Raw genomic sequence first — 23,220 nt, 5'->3', positions numbered from 1 at the left:
GAAAAGGCTTGCTTAATAATGTGAACTATTACTTAACCTTTTAAGCAAAACTAGCATACAATAACGAAAATAAGACTTTAGGCCGCTTACATATTCATCTCGAGCGGCACTCTTATTAGATCGAAGACCTGAATTTGAGTGGTCTGATTTTTGGGGCGTTACGCCTGAACGTCCCTGTGTTTTTGTAAGCCCGTTCGCGCGGGCTCGGGTCGGGGGGCCGAAGATATGTCTTTTCCGTTTGCTGCCAAGGCGCCGTGTGCGTCGTCTTCACCTGAGGGTTGGGGCCGGAGGCTAAGAAGGGGTTTCGCAGCCGATAAAAGACGCCGCCGCCGTCATTGCGCGCGCGATGCGGCAACACGCCTGATCTATGAACCGCTTGAGCCGAGGTTGCTGCTGAGCGCCGATATTATGGCAGTTGATCTGACCGGCACCCCCGATGCCGAGTTGGACAATTCGCTGCTGGTGCGCCTGATCGAAGAGGCTGATACGATCGGAGATTACGCCGTCAGCGTATCGATGATCGAAATCGTTGATGAAGACAGCGGCGACGTTCTCCAGACTGCCGAACTCGACGGTATTCGTGAAATCCAAATTCTGACGGGCGAGGGGGATGACCGTGTCCGCATTGATGTCGGGTCCTTCGGCGATCAGTCTCTTCCGTCGATTTCACTTGATGGTGGTGTCGGAAATGACGAACTCGTTCTGGACGGTGGTGCGGGCAGTCAGAACTGGACAATTGACGGTGTAAATTCCGGCGCGCTTGATGGCGTTGTCGATGGCACGTTTGATGATGTTGAAACCATCATCGGGGCTGATACGACCGACGACCATTTCACCTTGTCTGACCAAGGCAGCCTGAGCGGTGGCCTTGAAGGCGGCGATGGCGGCTATGATGTTCTGACCATTGACGTGTCACAGATTGACTCGTTGAGCTATGTTGCGACCGGATCCCACTCCGGTAGCTTCGACATTGATGGTAATATTCTGGCATTTGACGGCCTGGAGCCGGTAGAAGTCACAGCCATCTCTGGCTTGATCAATATCGAAATTGACACCAGCGACGCAGGCACCACTGACTCAGATAATCAGGCCATACTGCGCGAAAACACAAATGGCATGTTTTCGAACGAATTTGAGCTTGTGCCGCTGGATGGAAGTTTCGAATCCCTGCATTTCGACGCGCCTTCATCCGGCATCACCATCGATATGGGGGACGGCGACGACGTTCTGTTTGTCGGTGATCTTGGTCAGGATCTGACATCCGACCTGACCTTGCAGGGTGGTGAAGGCAACGACATGATCATCTTCCGTGATGATCTGACGATGCCCGGTCAGGCGCTTGTCGCCAATGCCGAGACTATTTCGGTTGGCTGGGACTATACCATTTCGCAGGCGGGTACTGGCTGGGATACCGGTGACAGCTATTCCGGAGTTTCGCCGGACAGTGCGAAGAAATCCGATACCACAACAGACTCAGACGGTTCCGGGCTGCTGGCGGACATCTATACCGACGACAGCGGTGATGTGTTTATCCGAATTACGGATATCGGTGAAGGGTACGAAGATGGCGATATCCTGACATTTGATGATCCCGATGGCAGTGGTGTATCGCTGAAAATCACCCTCGATTTTTCGGCTGTAACGATCGACACGCGCGATCTGAATTTGGCAGGGGACGAATCCGTAGGAAATTCGGGCAATATATCTCTTGGGCTCTTTGTCACTCAGAACATCAACTACACCACGCATGACCTGACCGAAGATCTGGTGCAGGGCGATGTTGTGCGTGTCGAAGATGACGAAACGCTGCTGGGATTCACCGACAACGCGTTTGCTGATCATGTCACGGCCGAGGCCGGTTTGTTTGACCTCGACATAACCGGAACAAACACATTTGAATTGCTGATGGGCGAAACAGTCTATGTGGATGTCTTCGGCGTCGACCCCCTGTCGATCTATTCAAATTATACGCCGGGCACTCTGGATCATCTCTATGAATATATTGGTCCGGACGACCTGACATTCGACCTGACAACGGCAAATTTCAACGACGGAACCAAATGGCTTGATCTGGGTGATGCCGACGATTTGCCTGATCCATTCATCACCGGGTTCGCGGGGGCCGGGATGGTGGACGGTCTGTACGAATTCAAGCTTGCAACGGATAGCGATGTTGACCTGAATTCCGAAGATTTCACCGATAGCTCGCGTTGGACCTTTTTGGGCACAATTCAATCCGTCGGTCAGGCTGCCGAGGTCATAGTCGTCAACGACAACTCCAAGCTGTTGGCGGGCGAGGTTGGGACCACCGCATTTGACGCCGGAGACGTGCGGCTGAAGGTCGAACAGGTCGGCGGATCAACTTTTCAGGGATTTGCCGATATTGACACATCGGATGTGTCGATCATCATCGGAACCGGGGTAGAGATCACCGGCGACGTGATGGAGCTGAACGCGCTAGCCGACAACTCGCGTGTATTTCTGGATGGTGAGATTCCCGAGGCCGATGCCGATGGAAATCTGGATCCGAATTTCTTTCTCGACAGCGTGACATCCTTGGTCACTGGCCTTGAAGGCTTCTCGCTTTTCGGTGGTGTGGCGATTTCAAATGCGTCCGCCACGATTGACGTTGCGGATGGGGCGTCTTTTGTCGGCGGCTCGTTCTCTGCCATTGCTGAGGCCGAGGTTGAAGCATCGTCCGCCCCCATCGGATTGGGTCTGGGTGTAGCCGTCGCGGTGGCCAATTCGAATGCGAATGTGACCTTTGCCGGTGATGTGAACGTATCCGGTGATATCTATATCCGTTCAGGAACCGACAATACGCTGGATGCGCGCGGCGACGCGGGCAACTTCCCAGTGGCGGTTAAGGGTGCCTCGATCGGCGTTGCCGTCACTGTGCTGGAATCCAATTCTACGGCTTGGGTCACGGACGCGGCCATGCTGACCGCCGGTGGCCTGCTGACCGTTCGAGCGGATACGGTGGACCGAAACGTTACACTTGCCCGCTCGCGTACAGATTCTGAGGGCACGTTGGGCATTGGCGTTGCCGTCAACGTCGAGAATGGCGAAACGAACGCATGGCTGGATGGTACAGCGAGCGCAGGCACGGACGTTGTTGTCGAAGCGCTGACTTCGACTGACACGATTGACACCAGTGCCTTGTTCATTCTTCCTTCCGTTGTTTCGGGAGTTTCGGCAGTTGCGGGTGTTGGAACGGACAGCACAGGCGATTTGCTGAAAGACTCGCAGAACGCAATTACATCAAGCAAAATCAACACGCTGAAAGAAAAGGTCGGAGCGGCAAGCGATGCCGCCGACTCGGGATCCGGCGGTTTGACCAGCAGTTTTGACTTCGGCGCTGCTGTTGCGATTGAAATCGACAAAAATGTCGCGTCAGCCAGAATTGGTGATAGTGACGCAGCAGGGGGTTCCGGAAAAGTCGTTGCAAAAACCGGCGATGTGACGGTGCGCGCAAGGGTCGAAAATCGTCCTGACATTACGGCGGCGTCTTCGGCAACGCAGGAAACGGTCGCGTTTCCGAAACCAGAAGGCGCTACGGGCTCGAAATTTGGGGGGTCTGCCGGTGTTGCGGTGGGCGAATATGTCAACGATGCGCAGGCCCATATCGGCGACGGCGCAGCTGTAGACGCGGCCGGGGCCCTGACGGTCTCTGCCGAAGCACTCAATGATTACACACCGCAATATCTGGTCGATCTTTTCGAAGCGGCGACCGCGTTCGATAACAACCCGGATATCGACTACGACACGACGGATACTAACGTTCAGCTTCAGGAATTCGACATCGTCCGGGCAAACCCGGCGTCGCCCGGGTTGGGCACTGCAAACCATGCTTATCGGTATATCGGCTCTGATCCGCTTGACGTAGCCAGCTTTGCAGCAGTGGATTTCACCGATGCAACCGCATGGGAAGATCTGGGCCTTCTGGATGTCGATCACTACTCGCGCGACGGATCGGTGGTTGTTCAAGACGAAGATATCGTTCGCGTTTCGCAGGAGCATCCAGACGACAAGGGTGAAGAGGGTGAGCTCTACCGCTATATCGGCAGTTCGCCGGGGGCCTCGATCAACCTTTCCGTCGAGGATTTCACGGATGATACCGAATGGGAATCCATTGGTGCTTTTGGAGCAACCGAGACGATTGTGTCGGTCATCGAGGAACTGACGGGCTATTTCAACTCGAACCTGGGTGTGAATGGCGGTCTTGTCGACAGCTGGAGCCAGGCAACGGCATCATCCGACGGTCTGGCCGTTGCTGCTGCAGTGACAGTTCTGGATCTTGACAGCATCGCCAAGGCCTGGATCGGCGACAACGCCCAGATCAATCAGGACACCAGCGTACTGACAGGTGTTGCACGGACCGGCGGTCAGACAGTGACGGTCACGGCCACCAGCATTGCTGACGCAGTTCACTTTGCGGGTAATATTGCGCTGCCGAGTATTTCCACCGGCGGATCCTCCACTGGGACGTCGACATTCAATGTCAATCCAACCTTGGGGGGCGTCGGGTCGTCCGGCGGTAAGGGCGGCGTTGGCATAACTGTTCTGGTCATTCTGCACGACAACGAAGTTGCGGCCGAAGTACGCAGCGGTGCGGTTGTTTATGCCGATAAGATGGACGTTGTCGCGGACAGCAGCGGCATGGCGATCTCGGTCACTGGGTCGGGCGGAAAGTCCGATAATTTCGGCTTTAACGGCGTCGTTTCGGTGTTCAACTTTGATAACTCGACGCATGCTGTTGTCGAAACCGGTGCACAGCTTACCATCGGTTCGGCCAGCGTTACGCCGACCTCGATGGATATCGATCAGAGCCTGAATGTTTCTGCCACTGACAGCACGCAACTCATTCAGCTGACCGGGGCGTTATCCTTGGGTAGCGGTGTGGGGGTTGGTGCGACGGTTTCGGTCAATACGATCAACCGGGACACGCGCGCGGTAATCGGAAACGCCGATATTGCCGAAAGCATCGACGGCGTCGACGACGACACTCAGGCAAGCACGCCTTCAAACATTGCGCAAACTGTGGACGCAGTCGGCGACGTTTCGGTGTCGGCCATCAACACCGGCCTGATCGTGGCAGTGGCGATTTCAGCTTCGGTCAAATCTGACGCCAGCCCTGATGCCGACTCCGCAACAAACCCGGGGGCGCAGACCAATAGTAGAACCGGGTCCAAATTCGGGGCGGGCGTGTCAGCCAATGTGTCGATCAACAACGTAAGCGATACAGCGCTGGCCTATGTTCACGACGCAAATATAGACGCGGCTTCTTTGGATATTGACGCGTCCAACGATACGTCGATCTGGGCGTTCTCGGGCTCGGTTGCCGTGACCGTTTCACAAGGTACGTCTGCCTCGCTTGCCGGTGCCTACAGCCAGAATACCATTGATCTGCGCACGCTGGCGATGATGGACAATGCGGATGCGGAAACCGGCACCGGTGCCATCACCATGGACGCCGTATCGGCAAGCGGCATCTTGTCGATTGGGGTGTCGGGTGCAGTTTCGACGTCTTCCAATTCACTCTCGATCGCAGGGCAGGTGTCTTACAACGACATCGATATGATGACCTCGTCGCGGGTGGTGGACTCGAATGTCGACGGTGGAAGCCTGAGCCTGACGGCCTACGACGAAAGCGAGATTTTCTCGATCGCGGGCGCGGTCGCATTTGGCGGCAAGGCCGGGATCGGAGCCTCGGTCGGGGTCAACCTGATTTCGGATTTCGATAGCGGTGAAAAAGGTATAAGTGCCTTCATCAAAAACTCGGACGTGGATGTCGACAACGACGTTTCGCTTTCAGGGTTCTCGGGGACGCAGATAATTGGTGTAGCGGCTGCCGTATCGGCGGCGACAGGACCTTTGGCGGCCAGCGTTGCCGTCGTCGTAAACGAAATCGACGTTACCACCCAAGTCTTTATCGAAGGCAAGCTGCTGGATGGCCTTGATGCCGGCGGCGATGTATATCTGAGCGCATATGACAACGCGGCTATCGGCTCGGTGGCAGGTGGCGTCGGGATCAGCGGCGGTGCCGCGGGCATCGGCGCATCAGTGGCTGTCAATACGATCACCAACGACACGTCCGCGAAAATTAATGGCGATGCGGATGTCGATGTAGATGGTCACGTGATTATGTCGTCCACCTCGGACAGCTACATCCTGTCAGTTGCTATCGCTGGTGCTGGGGCATCGACTGCCGCGTTCGGCGGATCGGTTGCAATCAACTCGGTCGGCACGACCGCGGATATGGCAACAACCGAAGCCGTCATCGGCGGCAGTGCCCAAATCGTTGCCGACGGCAATGTCATCCTTGCGTCGCAGAACAACGCGATCCTGACAACAATCGCCGGTGCCGTCGCCATTGCGGGCACGGCAGGTGTGGGGGTTTCCAATTCTACAGTCGTAACGGCCCGCGAGGTTCGGTCCGAAATCAAAGGCACGGCCAAGGTCACCGCTCTGGGTAACTCTGGCGCTGACACTGTTCAAGTCGGGCGCGACGGGCAAAGGTTCACAGATTCAACTTTCCGCGGAATATCAGTTACAGCCGAGGCCGAACTGGACGTGGTAACAATTGCCATCGGCGGCGCCGGCGGTGGCTCTGCGGCAGTCGCCGGTTCAGCAACGGTTTCGACAATTGACGACTCGGTCGCGGCCCGCGTTACATCGAATACCAAACTCAATGAAAACAATAGCGGCGCAAATGTGGATCAGGGGATCAACATTTTTGCCTATAACCAGACGGAAATCATCGGATCGGCCGGTGGTGTTTCTGGTTCCGGCACGTTCGGCGGTACCGCTGGCGCAGATGTCGGCGTTATTGATAAATCAACCATAGCCGAACTGTCTTCGGTCGACGCAAACGCAAGAGACCTGATATCCGTTCAGGCCGTTTCCAAAGAAGATGTCGTTTCCCTGACCGCCTCGGTCGCGGTGGGCGGTACGGTTGGTCTGGCCGGTGCCGCCGGGGTTTATCTGTTTGGCGAATCCGGCACCGACCCGATTGTCACGCGTGCATTTATCGGAGCAAATGCCGATATCTTTACCGAAGGAACCGTTGTTGTGGCGGCGGATCAGTCGACTAACGCGGACTTCTTCGTGGGTGGTGTATCGGCAAGCCTTGGCGGAGCCGTGGGTGCAACCGCAGGCGTTTCCGTCATCAACAAGCTGACAGAAGCCTATATCGGCGACGACGCAACAGTGATTGCTCGGGGAGCGTCGGGGCGCGATACCGGGCAATTCGCTCTTGGGTTAGATGATGCCACTTATTCGAACGATGACGCCAGCGACGAAAACGAAGTTTCCCCTCCTTCGGGATTGAGCGTGGGCGACGAAAATGACGACGGCACGGCAGACAGCTCGAATGAATCGCTGTTTAAAGATCGCAACGTGAATGTCGATTACGAAGCTCGAAACGGGATCTCGGTCACGGCAACCAATACAGATGAGTTTGAGGCCCTGATTGTCGCCGTCGGTGGCGGCGCAGTGTCGGGGCAGGTTGCGGCGCTTGTGGTTGTCGGAGATGTGGCCACGCACGCCTATATCGACAACAACGCGACCGTAACTGCGTCAGGAGGCGCAGGGTCTGGAAACGTGAATGTCGCAGCGTTGAACGATTATCATGCGTTTTTCATCGCGGCGCCGATTTCGGTTTCGCTGGCGGGCGGTGTGTCTGCCGGCGCGGCCGTGAATGTGCTGTCGCTCGATACACGCGCCGTTATTGGCGACGACACAGATATCGATGCGGATCATGACGTGCGCCTGATTGCAGAAAGCGATCAGGACATTTTGGTCACGGCGGCGTCTGTTGGCGTCTCTGGCGGTATCGGCGTTGCGCTGGCAGGTGTTTATGTCGATCTGACGTCAACCACGCAGGCCTACGTCCGTGACGATACCCCGGATGCGGCAGGAAACGACACCGGGATCGACAAGGATGGCGACAACGACAATAGCGGTGCATCGATTAAGGCCGGGCATGACGTGATTGTCAGCGCGGATGATGACACCAGTATTCTCAACATCGGCGGGGCACTGGGCGTCGGGATCGGCGGCGGCGGTGTTGGGGCCGGATTTACAGTGGCAACGATTTCCAAAGATACCGTTGCCTATATCGGCGACTATGCCGAGGTTGATGCGCTGGCCGGAAGTAACACCGGAGCGGATCTGCCGGATACACTGAACAGCGGCAGACCGTCCAGCCTGACGGGTGTTATCGTTGCGGCTGATAGCAGCGAGATCATTGACAGTTTTGCCGTTGCAGCGGCCGGTGGTTCCTTTGTCGGCGTGGCCGGGGCTGTGTCCGTTATCATCGTGGACAGCGATACGACAGCGGGTATTGCCAACAACACCAAGATCAACACGCTCGACCAAGCCAACGCCAGCACCAATCAGGAAGTTTTTGTGGGTGCGACGAACCGGTCCGAGTTCTTCTCGATCGGTGCAGGCCTGTCTGTCAGCCTTGGTGGCTCAATCGGTGCGGGTGTTGATATCGGCGTTGTTAGAAATGATGTCAGCGCGTTCGTGGGCGGTGAAGTCAATGCCAAAGACCGCGTCGTCATTGATGCCGATTCCGAAAAAACCCTGCTGTCCGTCGCCGCGACGGCTTCGGTCGGGGTTGCTGGGATCGCGGCCGCGGTTTCGGTTTGGTCCGTGGGCAGCGATTTCAGCGAAAGCGATGTGACCGGACGAACAAATGAAGATAACGACTCGGTTGTCAGCGGCGATGATCTGGACGACGTGGAAGATCTAGCCAATGACAACGCGGTTCCCAGCGACCTGACATCGACCCTTTCGAATTACGGTGACGACAACAGTTCGGGGTCTGGCGACAATTCCGATCCCGAGAATGACGCGTTGATGTCCGGTGCGATGGGAAAAGCCTCGACTGCGCTTTCGGGCTCTTCGCCTTCAATTTCATTTAGCGACACCACATCTGCTCCAGGTGTGTCTGCCTATATTCTCGCGGGTGCGGATATTGATGTTGGCAATGATATTGTTGTCGAAGCCGATGAAAATATTCAGCTAAACGTTCTGGCAGGTGGTGCGGCGGCTGGCCTTGTGGGCTTTGGCGCGTCCGTTTCGGTCGTCAATGTATCCAGCAATGTGCAAGCCTATGTGGAAGACGGTGCAAACGCGGCATCCGGAGCGCGATTGGAAACCGGTGGGTCGTCTGGCGACGACATCACGTTACGGGCCAACTATTACGAACGCACGACAGTCACATCTTTTGCCGGTCAGGCCGGCTTGGTCGGTGCCGGTGGCGCGTTGGTCTTCGTCGACAGTAATTCGGCCCAGTCCAGCTATATTGGCAACCACACCAACATCGTCGATGCAGGTGGGGTCATCCTCGACAGCGACGCCGATATTGGTGTCACAGCCCAAACGTTGCAGGCGTCAGTTGGCTTGGTCAGCGCGGGAATCTCGGTTGCGACAGCGAATGCCGCGCATTCAACAACCGCTTCTACAGGCACAGATGTCACGATGGGTTCGGATGCCGACAAAATTCGTACGCTGGACATTACCGCCGACAGCACAATCAGCGTAACCGCTGATGCCACGGTCATAGGCGCATCACTTGCGGCCTCAGTATCGGCGAATTCGTCCACTGCGACCTCGACATCGACCGTAAGAACCGAGCTGGGTGCCCGGACAGATATCTCGGCAAGTGGGGATGTTCTGATGCGTGCCCGCGCATCAGGAGATGTGATTTCTGACCTTCAGGGCACAACTGTCTCGGGTCTTGCCTCAATCTCTTCAAGCAATGCCACTGCGATCTGGACGAATACCGTCACGACTGAACTGAAAAGCGATGTCGAAATCGTAGCGGACGACGTCGAATTCGAAGCCTTCACCAACCACAATGCCTCGGGCACTCTTCAGAGTAGCAATAAGGTCAGCGCGGAAGCGACGTCATCATCTGCTGCGGCCCTTGCTTTCGGTGCCGGTACGGTGGTCGATGCGCGGCAGATCACAGATGCCAAAGTCACAATCGGTGCAGGGGTCGTGATAACGGCTGCTTCCCTGACCGGGACCACAAAAACACGAAATAACGTGGACGCAATGGTCGATGATCTAGCTGCTGGCGTTATAGGAGTTGGTATTCCGATTGCAAACGCATTGATCGACAATGAATCCGAAGTGACGACCAAGGATGCCTCGTCATCCGATAAATCAATCTTCAATATCTCAGGCACTTTCCGTTTCAGCGCCAACAGCGACAGCGACGCGGACGCGATCATAGAATCTGAAGCATACGGATTGGGCGCGGCCTCGGTTGGGTCGGCGACTACCACCCTTTCAAGAAACGACGTTTTCGCATTTGTCGGCAAACATAACCAGATCGGCTCAGATACTGCGCGGACTGCCAAGGTCGAACTGCTCACTGACAATGCAATGAACCTTGATGCGGAAATGGAGATTACCGCAGCAGGTGCCGTAACCTCAATCCGAGGGAACGCTACGGTCAATGCCGGTGGGGCAGGTGCGGCCGATGGGTTGAACAAGGTTGGTATCGACGACAACTCGGAAGTCTACGCCACGGACGTAGAATTCTATGCCAAGGATGATGGTCTGGATATTCGGGCGCGGGCGGATTCCGACGTCGATTTTGCGCTCGGTGGGAATGTCGATGCCTACAGCATCGGGGACGTTCGCAGCGAAACACTCGTTTTCATCGGGGCTGATGCGCTGATTGATGCAGAAGAGAATGTGGATTTGTTCTCAAAACAGTTTGGCGTGAAAACGGATGTGGATGCGTTGACAGCAATTTTGGGTGCTTCAGGCAACCTGACATCCGATGCCACGGCCGACATCCGAGCCAATTCCAACATTACCGCCGAAAGTGGTGCGGTTGTAACCGGGCGGTTTATTGATGTCGTAGCCGAGACCCAGCAGTTCTCGGGCGACTATAGCCGGGTTGCGGAAACAGATGCGGAAACGGTAACCCAACTGGTCGCAACGGTCGTCGGCGAGACCTGTTCAGTGGTGGTCGAGATCTTCACATTCGGTTTGGCGGATGGGGATGAGGTCTGCGAACCCGTCATCGAGTTCGTTGAAGAAGTCATTCAGGCGGATTCCGATGCGTTCCGCCGCGGTTCCGAAGTTAAACAAAGCACGATTACCTGGAACGCGGACGTCAATGTCAGATCTGAACTGAATCCTTTCATCCACATTGATGAAAATGGCGTTGTGACCGGAAATGTAACCGGCGTCAGTGTTGATAACGCTGCTGAAACCGTCACTATCCCGGACATTCGGAATACTTCAACGGGTACGTTGCGCTTTAACGCAACCGGTGGGTCCAGCAAAATTCTAAGTACTGAGCCTGTTATTGTGAACCTTCTGAAATCCTACGAGTCGGTTACGATCATCAACGAGAGTGACTACGATCTTGTGATTCAAGGGATTTCTGTTTGGAATAAGAACCAAACAGTCAACGATATTTCGATCGACGTGGCGATTCAGACGGATTTTCCACAGCTTACGTCGGCCACTTTTGCGACGGCCTCGGATGGGTATCTGATCGAAACGAATTTTGATGATTCCGTCGTTGATATTTCCGCGACTGGAACCGGTGACATCCTGTTCAAAGGCGCGGATACAATTGTCACACAGACCGTTGGGGGCGTTGTTCTAGATCCGTTGCCTGCCTCGGTTGAAAACCCCGGAGGTACGACTAATGTGACCGCCGCAAATGGCGACATCCTCATGACTTCGGGCGATGATGCGACATTGCACACACGTCGTTTGAACTTGTTGGCGGTCAACGGGCAAATCGGTGAGACGAAAACCGTTGGAAATGGTCAGAACGCCGTGGATTTTGGCGCCATCCGGGTCGAGTTGATTCAGGCCACAGACGGCGCGACGCCGTTGGATGCCACTTTCCTGGCGGTGGCCTCCGGTGACATTGACGTCGAGATCACAGGCATTCAGCGCGACAGTCGCGATCTGTCCCTTTACATGGAAAAGGTTGAATCCACCTCGGGCGACGTGGACCTGACCTTCCTGCAACCGCTTAGCCAAACTTCGACAATTCAGTCGGTTGGTGTCACGCAGCGCGTTATCGACGTGGTCGGCGGCACAACGGTCACTTTTGATGCCACCACGCAGACGACCGATACCTTCACGTCGACAAACCATGGGTTCGAAAGTGGCGACCTGGTGGTTTACCGGGCGAATTACAGCGCCGGCACCCCGATCAATTTCCAACCGGGTCTAACAATTTCCAATGATGAAATCGACTTTGGCGTTGCCCATGGACTTTCCACAGGGCAGGCGGTGATCTATTCGGCTGACGCTAATTCCATGGACGCTTACCTGGGTACCGAGATTGGCGGACTGACCGATGGCGGAACGTATTTCGTCATCTCAACCGGAACAAACACCATCAAATTGGCGGTCAGCTACGACGACGCCATTTCTGGTTCGGGTGTGGAAATTACGCTGGATGCTGATACTGCGCAGTCCGCGCAAACGTTCTCGCCCAGTTCCATCACAACCGCTGCACCCAGCAGCGTGTTCGATCCGTCGACAGCTGTTTCAGCGGATTTGACCGTTTTGGAATTCAATCCGGAGTCAAATATTGGTGAATCGCCCGCGGTGGCTGTTTTCGCGCCCGGGATCGATGTGGAAATCGCGACAACGGAATTCACCTTCGATCCTGCAAATGCGGTTGATGCGGCTGATATCATCACGCTGACCGCGAACCATGGTTATGAAACCGGTGATGTTGTTGTTTACTCCACTGGCTCAACTGCTATTGGCGGGCTGACGTCTGGGGTTCGGTACTATGCGATTGTCGTGTCGGATACGACGCTGAAACTGGCCGCCAACCGGGGCGATGCGCTTGCGGGCACCGCGATTGATTTGAATGAAACGGTTGCGACGGGTACGGACCATATGCTCCAGAAACCTTCGCAGGATACCATTCGGTTTGCTCAAGCCCATGATTTCGCAAATGCCGAGGCTATTACCTATGACGCAAACGGCTTTGCGCCCGTCGGCTCGACAACGTCGAGCCTGATGGATGGCGGTGTCTACTATGCGATTGTCATAGACGCCAACACAATCCAGTTGGCGGTCGATGCCACGAATGCCGGGACGGGTACAGCGATTGCGCTGGATCCGGAAATCGGGTTCGGCTCTGGCCATAGCTTCACCGGGTCGGTCGGTGCGGGCGTGGTGTCTGACGGCATTGACTTCGGCGCAGCTCACAACCTGTCAACGGGCGATGCCGTTGTTTATTCGAACGGCGGCGGCGGTAATACAAGCGTCGGCGGTCTTGTCTCGGGCCAGACATATTATGTAATTTTCGTTGACAGCGACACGATCAAATTGGCGACGTCAAATGCTGACGCGACCAATGGAACCGCTATTGATCTAGACGAAAGCTCGGCTGCTGTCGTCGAGGGAGGAATGGCGGGCGGTTCCCACAGTTTGACTATCGTATCGTCGACCGCGCCCAATGCAATCACGACCTCAGGTGCCCACGGGTTCAGCACTGGTGATGTGGTCATTTACTCGCACGGCGGGGACACCGCGATCGGCGGTTTGGTCGACGGTGCATCGTATTACGTCATCGAGATCAGCAATACCGTTGTTCAACTGGCCGCAACGCTGGCCGATGCCAATCAGGGCAAAGCGATTGATCTGGACGAAATGGCCGCAACGGGAACAAATCATTCTCTGACCGCGCCGCAGACTGATCCTGCGGATATGATTACTTTTGCCTCAGCGCACGGGTTCACAAGCGGGCAGGCTGTGCAATACATCCGCACCGGCGGCAGCACGGATGTCGGCGGACTGAATAGTGACGGTACCGTAACCTATTACGTCATCGTGATCTCGGATACACAGATTCAGCTTGCGGCATCTCGGGCCGCGGCCACGGGGTTCAATATCGACGGAACGCCAGCAGGCGTCAATCCAATTGACCTTGATGGCACAGTTGCAAATGGATCTTCTCATACGATCGTCGCGGTTACGTCTGATCACTCTCTGACTCCTTCGGGCGATATTGGCGGTCTGGTCTCCGGTCAGACTTACGAAGTAGCCAACGTGACAAACGATACGTTCCAACTTGTTGTACAAGGCGGTTCGACACCGATTGCCTTGGACGAAACCCTTGCCCAAGGCACCGCACACACGTTGATTGGTGACAGCTATACCTCCTCAACGGTTCAGCGCAGCCAGATCACCTTTAGTTCCAGCGATGCGGACGCCGATATTCTTGCGTGGAAACCCGGCGACACTTCGGTAACCGGCATCAAGGCAGCGGGTGATATCTCTGTTTCGGTGGCGACATCGGGCGCTGGCAATGTGATGACCGATGTTTCTCTGACCGGGAACATTGACGGCAGCGACACCGGTCGGGTCGATATTCGTGTGACAGGTCTTATCGACGTTGACGAGGCATCGGGTGATTTCCGCATCGGTACGATCCGTACGCTGAACGGAGATATAACGCTGCGCTCGGTGACGGGGGACATTATTTCCGTGACCGGTGGGTCGCTGGATATCTATTCAGATACGCCCGGAATTGTCACGCTGATTTCGGACCTCGGAGCTGTGGGCGAGGCTTTGGATTCCCTGAAAGTGGATTCCGCATCTCTTGTCATTTCGTCTAAAAATTCGGTTTGGGTGGATGAAACCGACGGGAATATGAATGTCACATCGGCGATGTCCAGCGATGGCAACGTCACGCTTCGGGCGATTGACACAAACAGCGATATAGTCATCAACAAGATCGAAGCCCGCAAAGGTGTTGTCACGCTGACGGCCGAACGCAGCATTCTTGACCACGCCAATGATGCAGTGGTGGATATCGAAGCGAACACCATCGACCTTGAGGCGAAATCCGGGAGCATTGGCGTTGCTTCGAACGGGGTCGAGGTCGATTCCAGTTACACCAGCAGCGGATTGATCACTTTGGACGGGGTCACAGGCGCGACCATCGAAGAAGTTGCGGCGGCTCTGAATGCCGGTGCGATGGTCGTCTCTGCTGGCGTGTTGGCATTGAAGGTGCGCGACAGTTCCGCATCGGGCGAAGATTATGTCCAGGCCGGTTCTGACACGGTGTCGGGTTCATCCGGCGTAACGATCCAGGCTGGCGATAACCTGACTTTGGGTGCGAACGCGTCGATTACGTCATCGGCTGGCAACATCTCGTTGTTCGGCGATTTTGGGACGCCCGATCCCGATGGGGCGGGAACAATTATGTCACTGAACGGTATCGTCAGCGCTAATGGTACTGTTTCGATCCTGACCGGAGATGATGCGGATACCGTCACCGTAGCAGGAAGTGTCACTGGCGGTGGTGCAGTAATGCTGTCCACCGGAGAAGGCAATGATATTGTCACAGTCAGCCTCGGCGGGATTCTGAAATCGACAGGTGCCGCTCTGACATTCGATACAGGTGATGGTGCAGATGATGTGACTATCGCCGGGTCCGCAAACGGTGTTTCAGCCGTCGTGCAGATGAAGGATGGTAATGACGATCTGATCGTTTCCGGTAGCCTGGCGGCGACCGGAGGGCTCGCCCTGATCGCAATGGACGGACTTGGCGATAGCGGCGACGACACGGCAACCATTCAGGCCAACGCGTCGGTTACGGCGACAGGGGCACTGAACTTTGAATTCGGTAATGGCACAAACCTCTTGGATATTGATGGAACCGCAAGTGGGCAATCTGTCCTTGTCGCATCTGGGGCAGGCGTCGATACGGTTGATGTCGCGGGGAATTCGCTGACGACGACCAATGGTAACCTGATCATGTTGCTGGGCAGTGGCGCAGATGTGCTGACAGTGACCGGGCTGGTACAAGCCACTGGGGGCAAGATCGACATCAATACGGGGTCTGGTGTAGATACCGTAACGATCAGCGGTACCGTTGACGCGAGCGGCGATCTTATCCTGAAGACCGAAGGCGGCGATGATACGCTGGCCGTGCAAAGCACCGGTCTCATGGTGGGCGCCAATGTGGTGATCGATACAGGCGCGCAAAACGATACAGTCAGGGTTTTGGTTGGTGGGCTGGTTAATGCAGATACTGGCCGATTCGATCTGGACCTGCAGTCTGGTGCGGACGAGTTGACGGTAAACGGCGAACTGCGCGCTGTGACGGAGCTTGATATCACCAGCGGCATTGGAACCGACACCGTGTTCGTTGACGGTGAGCTTGATGCGCCAATGATAAATCTGGCGACAGGTGCGCAAAATGATCTTGTGACACTGGATGGTGCTGACCTCAACGGATCGGTTGATGTGTCGTTGGGCGATGGAAACGATACGTTCCGCGCGTTGCTTTTGCCGACGCCGACGGAAATCGCCATCGGTGACATTACCGTGGATGGTGGTGCTGGTTCGGATGATTATTACATCAGCCTGACTGGTATCTCCGATTATCGGATGACCATTGCAGATACCGGCGATCTGACCGCCGGTGTCGACGAGCTGGACGTTTTGCTGACCAACAACGCCGATATATTCTTGATCCGCGAAAACTTCATGGCGTTGCTGCAGGATGGTATGAGTGGCCTGAACAGCACCTATGAACGTATCGACTATGACGGCAACTTGAACGAACGGGTTCGTGTTCGCGCCTTTGACGGCGATGATGCGTTCTATGTCGATGATACGAGCGCCGTGTTTACAATAGATGGCGGTCTAGGGGCCGATGCTTTCCAGATCGGTCAGGTCTTCGGGCATGATCCGAATGTTGATGGAAACCTTGTGGGCGAAGACGCGATCGCAGTTCAGCCGCTGGATTCCGGCTTCCTGTCGCGTGGCATTTCCCTGCCGATGGTCATCTACGGTGGCGAAGGTAATGACGATTTCTCGGTCTTCTCGAACAAGGCGGACCTTCGCCTTGAAGGCGAAGGCGGTGACGACAATTTCGTGGTGCGTGCCTTCGTTCTGGGGACTGACATAACCGAAATCGACGGCGGTGTCGGGTCAGACTTTATCCAGTACAACATCAATTCCCCGGTTTCGATCGAGGGCGGCGATGGCACTGATCAGGTGATCGTTGTTGGCACCAATCAGCCTGATAACTTCCTGATCACGCGCGACGGTATCTTTGGAGCAGGTCTGAGTGTTACATTCTCGGGCGTAGAAGTAGCCAAGGTCGACGGGCTTGAAGGCGATGACAAGTTCTTTATCCAAAGTACCAATAAGGACGTGCTGACTATTGCCGTTGGCGGGCTTGGATCAGATACGTTTAACGTGACCGGAGATATTACCGGAACCATCCAGGCCTCGGAACTTGACGGTGCCAGATCTTCGGTGAACCACGGGTTCAATACCACGGATATGGCATATTCGGATGCAGGGGCTGTCGGTATTGATCTGACCGTTGCAAATGCGGTCGATAACCCGATTACAGTGACGAAAACTGGCGCGGATACATCCGTATTTGAGGACGATGCACTTAGCATAGACAGCTATGATATCTCGCTAACCTCAGCATCCAGCGAAATCGTCTATGTCACAATTTCCGCCAGCCTCGCCTCGTCAACAGTCAAGGGCAAAGACCTGTTTTTGACATTCGATAGCGCAGCGGGAACCATCACGAATGATGGCCCGGACTGGGCTGCCTTGGGCTTTGCCGCTGGTCAAACTATTGAAGTAGTTTCGGGCACGAATGCAGGAAATTATCAGATCGCTTCGCTGTCAGGAACCGTCTTGACAGTCGTGTCCGGGACACTGACCGATATCACCGAAACAAGCGATGTTATTGGGACGAAAGTCGAAGACGAGGGGTCCCAGACGATCGAAGTCAGCACGGATGGCGGAAGTACTTGGGCGCGGGCTTCGATTCTTGAATTCGCGGCAGGCGAAACCGGACCGAAATCCGTCATAGTACGGGCTATGTCCGACATCGTGCAGGAAGGTTTGACTTCGGTCTTCATCGCGCATGATGCGCAATCCGCAGACGCAAAATTCGACGATGCGGCGATTTCCAGCATCGAGGTTCTTGTCAGGGACGACGATGTCGGCGGCGTGCAGATCGTCGAAACAGACGGCGGGACGCATGTTCTGGAAGGCGTGGACGGAGTTAATGACAGCTACACAATTCGGTTGACCAAAGCGCCGACCGCTGACGTGACCGTTGTTGTGGCTGAAGAGCCCGGCTTTGATGGCTATCTGGAGTTCTCGCTGGACGGGGCGACGTGGAACACGACATTGAATGTCGATTTCGATGAAACCGACTGGCAAACGGACAAGACGGTCTTTGTACGCGCGACCCTGGATTCGGATGTCGAAGATGACCGCAGGATTTATGTGCAGCATTCTATTGTCAGCACTGATACACTGTTTAACGGTGCAGATACGCCTGAAGTGGTCGTCTTGGCACAGGATGATGACAAGGCGGGACTTTTCGTTTCACAAACCGATGGCGACACACGCCTGATTATTGGCGACAGCGCCGCGACCGATCGCGACGACATCTATACGATCCGACTGACGCAAGCTCCGACAGAGTCCGTTTCGGTGCAACTGCTGCTGGGCGGAAAAGTCGACATCGTTTCCGCTTCGACCGTTGATTTGACAGATGACCGGCTGGTCGACGAGTTTACGACGGACGCAGATGGAAACCAGATTGCCGTCAAGGCGATCGTCTTTACCGCCGACAATTGGGATGTAGGGGTCGAGATCAAGCTGTCCGGCAACCTGGATGCGAATGGGACAATCTCGGATACGGCGGCCGGCCAAAACCTGCACCTTGCAAATGCAATCGAAGGGCAGATTGATATCATCGGCGGCGTCGAATTCGGCTCGGATTTCTCGCTGACCGAAGCAGTGGTACTGCCCTATGAAGATGCGGGTGGAATCCCCGCGGGCGATACCGATAGTTCGACGACCGGCAGCGATGAAACTGAAAGCATTGATGCGATCAACCTGTATGACGACAGTTCGGATGAAGATCAGACGGGTTATCTGAAAGGGCTTGATGCAGTCCTATCCAGCAACCTGACTTTCAGCAACACGACGCCCGAGATCGAAAAAGAACGGTCCTCGCTGACGGGTCTGGATATGCGTATTGGGATCAGCTTCCGTGATATTGAGATCGCCGAGGTTCTGCTGGGTGATGGCAACGACATGTTCCTGGTGGATGGCCGACATCAGGCGGATGGCGATCATGGCGGCGTGATCGTCGTCCATGGCGCAGGCGGTGGCGACACCATCACTGTTCGGGACGGCACAAGCCCGACGGATGGATCGGATGCACGCGTTGTCATCTTTGGCGATACATCAGAAGACGCCGAACGCTATGATGCGACGCGCGGCGTGCCTTCGGATGACGCAATCGGCTTTGTCAATCCCGGCAATGACACGATCGACGCGTCTGGCGCAACTTTCACGGTCGCCATTGATGGCGGCGACGGAGACGACATTCTGACCGGCAGCTCGGTTGGCGATCACATCGCCGGCGGACGCGGCAATGACACGATCACCGCCGGAGATGGCGCAGACCATATCTACGGCGACAACGCGTTCAACTTTGCAACCTACGCGCGCGATCTCACGGTGGTCAATCTGGACGAAGCCGGCAATGACGAAATCGACGGCGGCGAAGGTGCCAACATTGTTTTCGGCGATATGGGTCAGATTGATCAGCTTGCAGGCACTGTCAGACTTGACACCACGGCCGAAGTCATCGCCGTTTTGACAACAGTTCCCGCCCTTGGCGGCGTTGATCGAATCCGTACCGGCAACGACGATGATATTGTTTTGGGCGGCAATGCCGGGGACGAGATCGATGTCTCCGAAGGCAATGACATCGTTCTGGGCGATCATGGCGTATTGACCGGGGAAACAACCGGTTGGACGGCGATATATGCGACCGATGACGCAGAAGGCGGTCGCGATAGCGTTCTGCTGGGCGGCGGCAACGATATCGCCATCGGCGGCGCTGAGATGGATCTGGTATTCGGAGAGGCCGGAAATGATCTGATCTTTGGTGACTTTGGTCGCCTGGACGCGACGCCAGACAATTACATCACAGGCGATGCTCTGCCGCTTGATACGAAAACGCCGACGTTTGAGTTTACGTCGATCTTTACAACGGAAATGTCCGGAGCGGGCGATATCCTGTTTGGTGACGGATCGCCGGCATATGATGGTCTTGTTTTGCTTCCCGGGGAGGGTGATGGCGACGACATCATTCTGGGTGGCCAGGGCGGTGACGTTATTCACGGCGGCTATGGCAATGACGATCTGATCGGCGGGCATAACGTTGCCGGCGGTCATGACGGCGGGGACCGGATTGATGGCGGCGGCGGCGCCGATGCGATTGCCGGTGACAACGCTGAAATCACCCGCAAGGCAGATGCGATTTCTCCCCGGTTCCGTGAATTGACCAACACCGGCGAAATCTACGGTGAGGACGGAGACGAAGATGGCCGCGTGTTGGTAGAAACAACGTATCAGTCCAATCCCGACGGCATCAGTGAACAGACGATCCTGATCCTTGACGCTGCCGCATCGGCTATGGGTAGCGTGGCGCTTTATGGCGATGATTTCATCGCCGGTGGCGCGGATGACGACACTATTTTTGGCCAGTTCGGAAATGACACGATTCAGGGTGATGGCGGTATTGGCGGCGTTTCTGTGAACAACGGCACAGCGATCAATGAAATGAGCGTGCTGATCCCAACGGACAATCTTGATGATATCGCCGCAGGTTTCACTGCTGGAGCAGAGCGTGATGGATCCGTTTTGGATGGTGTTGATGAGACGACCGGTTTGCTGAACATTGATACCTCTTTCGAGGTCAACGCTGCCATGAACGCAGCCAACGACGGCGATGACTACATCGAGGGGAACGCAGGCGAGGATGTGATCTTTGGCAATCTGGGCCGCGATGACATCATCGGCGGGTCATCGGATTTGTATGGTCTGACCGATCCCGCGGAACGCCCCGATGGCAATGATTTCATCTTTGGCGGCGCTGGAACGCAGATTGATCGCGACAGCACGAACGATCTGTCAAACGCTCAGATCCATGGCCGCGACAGCGATGTGATCGTTGGCGACAACGGCAATATCTATCGCTTGGTCGAAGACACAACTGAAAATGGTCCCAATGCGCCAGCTACGGCAGAGTATCTGACCTTTGCCTATGATACGTATGGCGAGACCACTCGGTTGCTGCCCCGCGCGGTTGAATTCCTCGACTATACCGAAGGTGATCCATCTGCATCCGGTACAATCGGCGGGAATGACGAAATTCACGGCGAAGACGGAGATGACACAGCCTATGGCATGTCGGGCAACGATGTCCTGTTCGGGGAACGTCAGAATGACGATCTGATAGGCGGCACCGGCAATGACTGGATATCCGGTGGTGCCGGTGTGGACGGGGTGATCGGTGATGACGGTCGGATTTACACTTCGCGCAATGGAACGGCCGAGGATCTGTACGGGATTTCGGCAACCAGTGAAGAAGTGATCTCGACCCGGCAGAACGGCCAATATGCAGTGATCAACGTCACGGGTGAGTTGAACAAAAGCGTCAACATCACCCCGTTCGAACCGACAACTATCGACGACAGCTTTGACGACATCATATTCGGTGGTCTGGGCGATGATTTCCTGCACGGGGCTGCAGGCGATGATGCCATATCGGGTGCCGAAGCCATCGACGTTGGCTATGCCATTGACAGAGCAGGGACGGTTTATGCCACCGGATATCTGCGGCCGTATGCGCCAGGGGATATTCTGGACTACGGCGTCAAAGCCACGGGTGACATAGAGTTCTGGTTGTTTGACGAAAACAACCCGCTGGTCAAAATTACGTTGCAAGTCGACGGCGCAGATGTCGAGTTCTTCCTGAACAACAACGCGTTGGAAGGGCCGGAAGACCCTCGTTCTTTGGTTGATGCAACCGTATATACCGACGGTGACGATCGCATCTTTGGCGATCTGGGCAATGACTGGCTTGTTGGCGGCACTGGGCGCGATAACCTTTATGGTGGACGTGGCGGCGATTTGTTGAATGTGGATGATGACCTGACCTCGGGCACGAACGGGGACAATCAGGCCACTGATACAAGCCCGGGCTATGAAGATCGCGCATTTGGGGGTGCAGGTCAGGACATTCTGATCGGAAATACCGGGGGTGACCGTCTGATAGACTGGTCGGGTGAATTCAACAGCTACTTCCTGCCGTTCAGCGCGTATGGCGAGCCGACGGTGTCGCGTTTGCTGTCACCGCAACTGCCTGACTTCCTTTACGCCCTGTCCGAAGCCGACGGTGCGGACCAAACATTGGGAACCGGCAATCGCAATGGAGAGCCATTTGGCGAGTTGGGTTTGGTGACCCAGAAAGATGCGGATTGGAACAATCAAACCGGTGCACCGGTCGATCCACAGCCAGGTACAGGAAACGCTCCGCGTGACGTGAACGTTACGGCCGCTGCAGGCGGGTTCAACGATCTGACCAGTCCGAACGTCAGTGGCGACTTTGGTGCGGTTGCAATGCCGCTGACAGCGTTTGCCATGGGAACTGGCGGTGACACAGTTTCGCAGTCCGAGGCAGAAGCGGCCTTTGAAGATGCTGTGAACTGGTGGTCGACCTATGATCCATCGGTTGCCGCATTGCTTCGAACCGTCGATGTCGTAGTCGCAGACCTTGACGGTCTGACGCTTGCGCAGGCGTCAGATGGCGTTATCACCGTGGATGCGGATGCTGCCGGACATGGCTGGTTCTTCGATGCCACACCGGACACGGATGATGACCTGACCGACGATGAGATGGATCTGTTCTCGGCGATGGTGCATGAAATCGGTCATTTGCTGGGATACGAACATGGCGATAGCCAAGTCATGGAAGAAGTTCTGTTTACCGGTGTTCGAACGGCCACTGAAGAAACCGAGATCATGAGCGCTCAGATCCTGCCATTCTCAACACCGGCCGAGGGTAATTCCAGGGCGCCAAAAGGTATGATCGACCAGACCCCCGCGCTGTCTCGCGGGCCAATGGTCACGCAGGCAAAATTGGGGAATGTAAGTTTCTTGATGGATGGCGATACCGGTGACCTTGTGCCCGATTTTGACCTGTACGACCCGCATGAGCGCAGAAGCACATTCGAGTTTGATGCAGTGTCCGGATTGTTGGTTAAGTCAGGTTGATGGTTCGGTAAGTGTAGAGCTGCCCGGTGTACTTCTACTGGATGTGTCGCAAACTTTTGGAATGGCCAAACAAGAGAC

At 55.6% G+C, this 23,220-nt stretch carries 1 protein-coding gene; it reads left to right on the top strand.

The window, feature by feature from the left end; translation table 11 throughout:
• Positions 1 to 225 precede the first annotated feature (225 nt).
• Positions 226 to 23,142, top strand: a complete 22,917-nt coding sequence (locus ACR0MS_RS12525; protein WP_480572721.1) for an LEPR-XLL domain-containing protein — start codon at positions 226 to 228, stop codon at positions 23,140 to 23,142.
• Positions 23,143 to 23,220 lie beyond the last annotated feature (78 nt).

The organism is Ruegeria sp. CJ2, from assembly GCF_056536745.1.
Note: the sequence above shows the minus strand (reverse complement) of the source record. Positions and strands in the feature narration are given on the sequence as shown.

Excerpts from the sequence above, each read along its gene's own strand:
- ACR0MS_RS12525 (WP_480572721.1), top strand. The coding sequence starts at position 226 with ATGTCTTTTCCGTTTGCTGCCAAGGCGCCGTGTGCGTCGTCTTCACCT.